Source organism: Kribbella antibiotica (assembly GCF_004349055.1).
GTDB lineage: Bacteria > Actinomycetota > Actinomycetes > Propionibacteriales > Kribbellaceae > Kribbella > Kribbella antibiotica.
In genome coordinates this window covers 22,322-28,702 of the sequence record NZ_SMKX01000117.1, presented here as the reverse complement: position 1 = coordinate 28,702, position 6,381 = coordinate 22,322, and the positions used below count along the sequence as shown (strand labels likewise).

Genomic DNA, 6,381 nt, shown 5'->3' with positions numbered 1-6,381 from the left:
CCCCTACCCTCGACCTAACACACGCACTGTCCGACATGTCCCCTCCGACACTGTCCGACATGTCCCTTCACATCACATGTCGATTCCGGTGCGTAGCGCTCCCCAATCCCGCCGGACAGCCGCACGCAGCACCCCGGAACAACCTGACCGGCCGTCGTTAGCTACCGCGGCGGGTCAGCTGTCAGGGCTTGTTGTCGTCGACGGAAGCCACAGCCCAGCAACCCCAAGCAGCGGGGCACTCGATCGCCAAGCTCGCCAAGCAGTTCAGCCACTGTGGCGGCCAGCCACGCTGCCTTTAGTCGGCCGCAGCGGCGATCAGCCATCCCCAGACGTCACCGGCCGAGCCCACGCCGACCCAACGCCAACCGCAACGTCTTTCGCCGGCCGCAACCCAAGAACACGACCGACCAACCGCCGACCGCCAACCGCCGACCGCCGACCGCCGACCGCCAACCGGATACGAGGCAATCCGGCGTACCGGAGCCACCAGCTCGGGTCCGCGCGGACACCACGTGGGGACCGCGGACATCTGACCGCATTTCCGCGGTCTCGAGTGGTGCACGCAGTCGCGGCAACTGCCCGTCCGCTGAAACCATCGCGGAGCTTTGACGGGTGCGGCAGGTTGGCGCTGCGACCCACCGGTTGGCGCCGATCCCTCCGCTAGCTGGCCTTGGGGTTTCACCACTCAGCGGGTGGCGGAGGTTGATTGGCTGGGCTTGTCGAGGGCGGCGTCGAGGCGCGTGGTGATGGTGATCGTCAGGAGCGTGATGGCGGCGAGGACCGCGATCAAGGTCCAGCGGGCTGCGGTGTTGCTCATGAAGAAATGGTGGCCTGCTGCGTGGGCCGGGCGGAAGGACGGCGAGCGGGATTCAGGGGTTACCAGGGGTGCGATCCGGGGCGTTCCCTAGGCGCGAACGTCGGGTGAACGAGGTGTGACCGAATCGGCACGCCGAGGCGGTGGGCGAGCGACCTGCTGTGGCCTTACGGTGGGGGCCTGGGCCGGTCCGTGGGCCCTGGCCGCTCCGCACCGAGAAGGGGTCAGATGAGCACTTTCCAGGACTTGAGTTCATTGCTGCTGGTCCGCGGCGCCGACGAGATCGAGCATGCAGGCGGAAGCCTCTACGTGCATCTGCACCGCGTCGCCAAGCGGCTCACCTCGCTCGGTGCCTCCGAAACGCTGGTCCTCGCTGGGCTGGCCCATGCGGCGTACGGGACGGATGGGTTCCCCACGCACCTGTTCGACTGGCAGGCCGAGCGGTCGGTGCTCGAGTCGGTGATCGGCCCGGAGGCCGAGCTGCTCGTCTACCGGTACGGCGCGTGCGAGCGCGAGACCACGTGGCGCGATCTGGCCGAGCATCGCACCGTCACCGATCGCTTCACCGGTACGTCGGAGGAGCTCGGCGGTGATGAGCTGCGTGAGTTCATCGACCTGACGATCGTCAACGAGCTCGACGTTCTCGACCATGCCCCGGCGCTCGAGCCGAAACTCAAGCCGTTCCTGCAGGAGCAGATCCCGCGCTGGCAGTCGCTGGCCTCACCGGCCGTGCTCGCCGACGCCCAGCGGATTCTGCAGCTGTAGATTCCTGGAGTTCCGGCGTTCGGCGACGCATCATCGGAGTATGTCCAGGTACGAAGTGATTGCTCACGCCAAGCCGGTACGGCGCCTGTCCGGGCCTGAGTACGTCGCGCTGTCGCTCACGTCGTACCCGCTCGACCGGGGTCTGCGTGTGCAGCGTGCCAGCGAGCTGCCCGACGGCAAGGTCGCGATCGTCCTCCAGCACAAGGCGTCGCCCCGCAAACAGGATCATGCCTACGCGATGGCCCAGCGGACGCTTGTCCAGCTGGGCATCACCGCGACGGAGGTAGAACGCGTCGACCTCCACAAGGTGAGCCGCAAGCACGGCCGCACGCTGGTGCGCTCGTGGATCAGCCCGCAGGGGCCGGGTGATCCGAGCGGAGACCGCGAGCCGCGGCGGCCGAAGCCGACCCCGCCGCAGCTGCGGGCTGCCCGGGACTACTAGGGAGTGAAGACCTCGAAGCTCGTCGCGTACTTGGTACCTAGGCGGGTTCCAGTGGGGCGGGAGATGCCTTCGAGGAACTCTTCGGAGTCGAAGTGCGGCCAGTTGAGGCCGTCGATGTAGGCCTGGTGGGCCTTCAAAGAGTCCACTCCCACGGTAAAGGTGTCCGTGGTGTCGGCGGCATGACGCGAGTTCGGTGAGCCGCACGCCCAGACCTGCTTCACGCCGGCCCAGCGCTCACCGGCGTCGGGGAAGATCCAGCGGTTCGCGGCGTCGCGGACGGCGTCCAGGGTGGCGCGGCCGGTGTTGATGTGGTCGGCCTGGTTCAGCAGGACATCGCCGTCCCAGGTGTCGCGGAAGTTGTTCGTGAGCACGATCTCGGGCTGATGCCGGCGGATCACCTCGGTGATCACGCGGCGCAGCGGGACGCCGTACTCGATCGTGCCGTCGGGCTGACCGAGGAACTCGACCACCGACACTCCGACGATCCGCGACGACTCGATCTGCTCGGCCTCGCGCAGCGGCCCGCACTCGTCCGGTGCGAGACCGTCGATCCCCGCCTCCCCCGACGTCAGCAGGACGTAGACGATCTCCTTACCCTGCGCGGTCCAGCGCGCGATCGCCGCCGCCGACCCGAACTCCAGGTCGTCCGGATGCGCGACCACGGCCAGCGCCTTCTGCCAGTCCTCGTCGACCGGCTGCAACCGCTCCGAAGCACTCATGCTCGCAGACTAAGCGCCAAACACCTTGCGGGTGTAGGGGTTGCTGAACGCATAACCGGGATCGACCCGATCGCGCACCGCGAGGAAGTCGTCGAAGTGCGGGTAGAGCGCCCGAAAGTCCTCAGCGCCACGAGTGTGCAGCTTGCCCCAGTGCGGACGCCCCTGGTACTCGGCGACGATGCTCTCGAAGGCCTGGAAGTAGATGTCATGCGGCAGCCGGTGGTACTGGTGGATGGCGATGTACGCCGTATCGCGGCCGGACGCGGTCGACAGCCAGATGTCATCAGCCGCAGCAACCCGAACCTCGATCGGGAACGGCAGATGGTGCCCTGAATCATCGATCCACGAACGCAGCCGCTGCAGCACCTCGACCACGTGCTCCCGCGGCACGGCGTACTCCGACTCACGGAACAGCACGTTGCGATCGGACACGAACACCTTGTACGACGCATCGACGTACTCGCGAGCCGACAGTGCCCGCGTTGCCAGCCGGTTGATCCGCGGAACCAGCGCCGGCCGTCGCATCGCGAGCCGATTGGTGAGCTCGAAGACCCGGTTCGAGAGCAGCTCGTCGTCGATCCAGCCGCGGACCGCCCCGACCGGGGCTGCGCCGACTCCTGGGGCGACCCGGTTGTTGCGTTTGGTCAGCGCGACATCGGTGTGCGGGAACCAGTAGAACTCGAAGTGATCGTTGCCGTCGGCAAATTCATCGAACCCGTCCAGCACCTCGGTCAGCGGCAGCGGCATCTCCTGCGCACGCAGCAGGAACGCCGGGACGGTCTGCAGTGTGATCGAGCTGATCACTCCCAGCGCACCAACGCCGACTCGCGCCGCGTTGAAGACGTCCGCGTTCTCCTCCGGGGAGCAGTGCAGAACCGAGCCATCCGCCGTGACCAGGTCGAGCTCGGCGATCTGGGTCGCGATCCCGCCGAGGCCGGCACCGGTCCCGTGCGTGCCGGTGGAGGTCGCCCCCGAGATGGTCTGCTTGTCGATGTCGCCAAGGTTGGCCATCGCAAGATCGAAGGCAGCCAGGCCGGCATTCAGCTTTCGCAGCCCGGTCCCCGCACCGACCGTGACGCGCCCGGATTCCCTGTCTGCGTTGGTGATTGCGGACAGTCCATCGAGCCGAACCATCACCTGCTCAGGCGCGGCACACCCGGTGAACGAGTGCCCGGAACCAACCGCCTTGACCTTCTTGCCCTGCTCCGCCGCAGTCTTGACCGCCGCCGCGAGCTCGTCGACCGATCCCGGCGTCAGCACCTCGACCCCGTGCGCCGTCTCAGTTCCCGACCAGTTCCGCCACGTCTGACTCATCCGAAGTTCCGCCCCTCACCTCGGTACGTCGTCAGCTCGGTCAGCTTGTCGCCGTCGATCGCGTGCACAGTCTCGAATCGCTCGAACATCTCCCCCGCCTTCGCGTAGCGCATCCACACCCGATCTCCAAGATGCAGCCCCGCAGCGGACTTTCCAAGGACCGGAGTCTGCACTTCTCCGGCACCTTCCGTGCCCAGCAGCTTCAATCCGGCCGGCCAGGAAGGCAACGGCAACCGCGACTTCTTCGCCGGACCGGACGCGACATACCCGCCGCCGAACAATGTCGCGATCTGCGGGGTGGGACGCCGTACGACGTCCAGCGCGTACGCGACCGCCGGCTCGGGCTGGAAGACGTCGTACTTGTCGAAGAGTGTCGGACCGTAGAGTCCGGAGCCCGCAGTGACCTCGGTGACGACCGGGTCGGCGCTACTGATCTCCAGGCTGCCCGTGCCACCGCTGTTGACGATCCGCAGCGGGGCAAGCTGCTTAACCGCATCGACCACTGCACCACGCCGGTCCGAAAGCTCAGCAGCCGAACGGCGCTTCACCCAGCGCACGGCCGGGGAGGTGTCGGGCAGACCCGCGATCTGCGCCTCGTAGAACATCACGCCGGCCAGCTCGAAGGCGTCGTCCGCAACGACCTTCTGAGCCAGCGCGGCAACGTCATCCGGGGTCCGCAGCGGCGAGCGCCGTACGCCGAGGTGCTGGCCGAAGACCCGCAGTGAGGCGTCGACGTCGAGCGCGACCTGGATCTTCGCGCCACCACCAGCCGTCACCGACCGGATGAAGGCCAGGTGCTCCGGGGAGTCGATCATCAACGTGATCTTCGCGGCGGACTCAGGGTTGGCGGCCAGCTCCCGCAGCGCAGTGCGGTTGGTGGTCGGGTAGCCCAGCAGGATGTCGTCGACACCGTTCTCCGCCAGCCACAGTGCCTCGGCCAGCGAATACCCCATCACGCCGTGGAACCCGGGCCGCTCCAGCGCGGCCGCGAGCAGCTCCCGGCAGCGCACCGACTTGGACGCGATCCGGATCGGCGTCCCGGCCGCACGGCGGACGAGATCGTCCGCGTTCCGCCGGAACGCGGCCAGATCCACCACCGCGAACGGCGCTTCCAAGCCCGCGGTCAGCCGTGCATACCGCTCAAACTCACCCATCTTGGGAGTGTAAGCGAAGAAATACTGAAAGGTAATACATCTTTTCGAATCAGTCTCGCAGCCGGGCTGCCGCGGCCTCGACGCGCTCGTCGGTGCCGGTCAGCGCGACCCGGATGTGGTGGTCGGCCTCCGGGCTGTAGAAGGTGCCCGGCGCGACCAGGATGCCGTGGTCGGCCAGCGCGGCCACCGAGGCATAGGAGTCGTACGTCGGGTGGTCCGCCCACAGGTAGAGCCCGCCATTGGACAGTGTGATGTTCCAGCCGGCCGCAGTGAGCGCATCGCGCAGGAGAGTCCGGCGGCGGAGGTAGCGCTCGCGCTGCTCATCCACATGGACGTCATCGGCGAAGGCGGCAGCCATAGCGGCCTGGATCGGCGACGGGACCATCAATCCGGCGTGCTTGCGGACTGCGAGCAGTTCAGCGACCACCGTCTCGTCACCGGCGACGAATCCGCCCCGGTAGCCGGCCAGGTTGGAACGCTTGGAGAGTGAGTGCACCGCAAGCAGGTTGTCGAAGCTCCCACCGCAGATGTCCGGGTGCAGCACCGACACCGGCTTCTCATCCCAGCCGAACTCGGCGTAGCACTCGTCACTCACCAGCAGTACGTCGTTGGCCCGCGCCCACTCGACAGCTCGGCGCAGGTCATCCGCAGGCGTGATCTGCCCCGACGGGTTGCGTGGCGAGTTCAGGTACGCGATCCGGACCGGACCACCCTCGTACGCCGTCGGGTCCGCCACCGGGACGCTGGTTGCGCGCGCCAGCGCCGCACCGGCCTCGTACGTCGGGTATGCCAGGTCGGGGATGAGCACAGTGTCGCCTGCGCCCACTCCGAGCAGCGTCGGCAGCATCATGATCAGCTCTTTGGTCCCGATGACCGGCAGCACGCCGCGCTGCGGGTCCACGTCGACCACACCGAGCCGCCGCGCCAGCCAATCAACAGCAGCCTGCCGCGCGGACGCCGTACCGAGTGTTGTCGGGTACGCCGGTGCGTCCGCCGCGTCGGCCAGCGCCTTCTGCACCAGTGCGGGCACCGGGTCGACCGGACTACCCACGGACAGGTCGACGATGCCGTCCGGATGTGCGGCGGCCTTGGCCTTGTAAGGGGCGAGCTTGTCCCACGGGAAGTCTGGCAACCGGCTGGAGGTCTCGAATTTCACCAACCCATTGTCCCTCG

Annotated in this window: 7 protein-coding genes; 2 read left to right on the top strand and 5 right to left on the bottom strand. The window is 67.5% G+C overall.

What is annotated here, in order from left to right:
* Positions 1–685 precede the first annotated feature (685 nt).
* Positions 686–817 carry a hypothetical protein gene (locus E1263_RS44140; RefSeq protein ID WP_272949708.1) on the bottom strand — a complete coding sequence of 44 codons (132 nt, stop codon included), beginning with the start codon at positions 815–817 and terminating at the stop codon, positions 686–688.
* Between the two features lie 225 nt (positions 818–1,042).
* Here E1263_RS44140 and E1263_RS30445 point away from each other — a divergent pair, with 225 nt between their 5' ends.
* Both E1263_RS30445 and E1263_RS30440 read left to right on the top strand, forming a co-directional pair.
* Positions 1,043–1,579, top strand: coding sequence for a DUF6817 domain-containing protein (locus E1263_RS30445; protein WP_132173601.1), 537 nt, complete (start codon positions 1,043–1,045; stop codon positions 1,577–1,579).
* Between the two features lie 40 nt (positions 1,580–1,619).
* Positions 1,620–2,021: a hypothetical protein gene (locus E1263_RS30440; protein ID WP_132173599.1), complete on the top strand. Its 402-nt coding sequence runs from the start codon at positions 1,620–1,622 to the stop codon at positions 2,019–2,021.
* On the opposite strand, the gene E1263_RS30435 is transcribed toward E1263_RS30440, so the two are convergent.
* The 4 genes from E1263_RS30435 to dapC are packed head-to-tail and all read right to left on the bottom strand — an operon-like array spanning position 2,018 to position 6,364.
* Positions 2,018–2,740, bottom strand: coding sequence for a PIG-L deacetylase family protein (locus E1263_RS30435; protein WP_132173597.1), 723 nt, complete (start codon positions 2,738–2,740; stop codon positions 2,018–2,020). The genes E1263_RS30440 and E1263_RS30435 overlap by 4 nt on opposite strands.
* Positions 2,741–2,749: 9 nt before the next feature.
* Positions 2,750–4,054: a D-arabinono-1,4-lactone oxidase gene (locus E1263_RS30430; protein WP_132173595.1), complete on the bottom strand. Its 1,305-nt coding sequence runs from the start codon at positions 4,052–4,054 to the stop codon at positions 2,750–2,752.
* On the bottom strand, positions 4,051–5,208 hold the full coding sequence (locus E1263_RS30425) for an amino acid deaminase/aldolase (RefSeq protein ID WP_132173593.1): 1,158 nt from the start codon (positions 5,206–5,208) through the stop codon (positions 4,051–4,053). Before E1263_RS30425 ends, E1263_RS30430 begins: the two co-directional genes overlap by 4 nt.
* A 49-nt stretch (positions 5,209–5,257) precedes the next feature.
* A complete protein-coding gene (dapC, locus tag E1263_RS30420; protein ID WP_202869129.1) occupies positions 5,258–6,364 on the bottom strand; it encodes a succinyldiaminopimelate transaminase in 1,107 nt (368 codons plus the stop codon).
* Between the last annotated feature and the right edge of the window lie 17 nt (positions 6,365–6,381).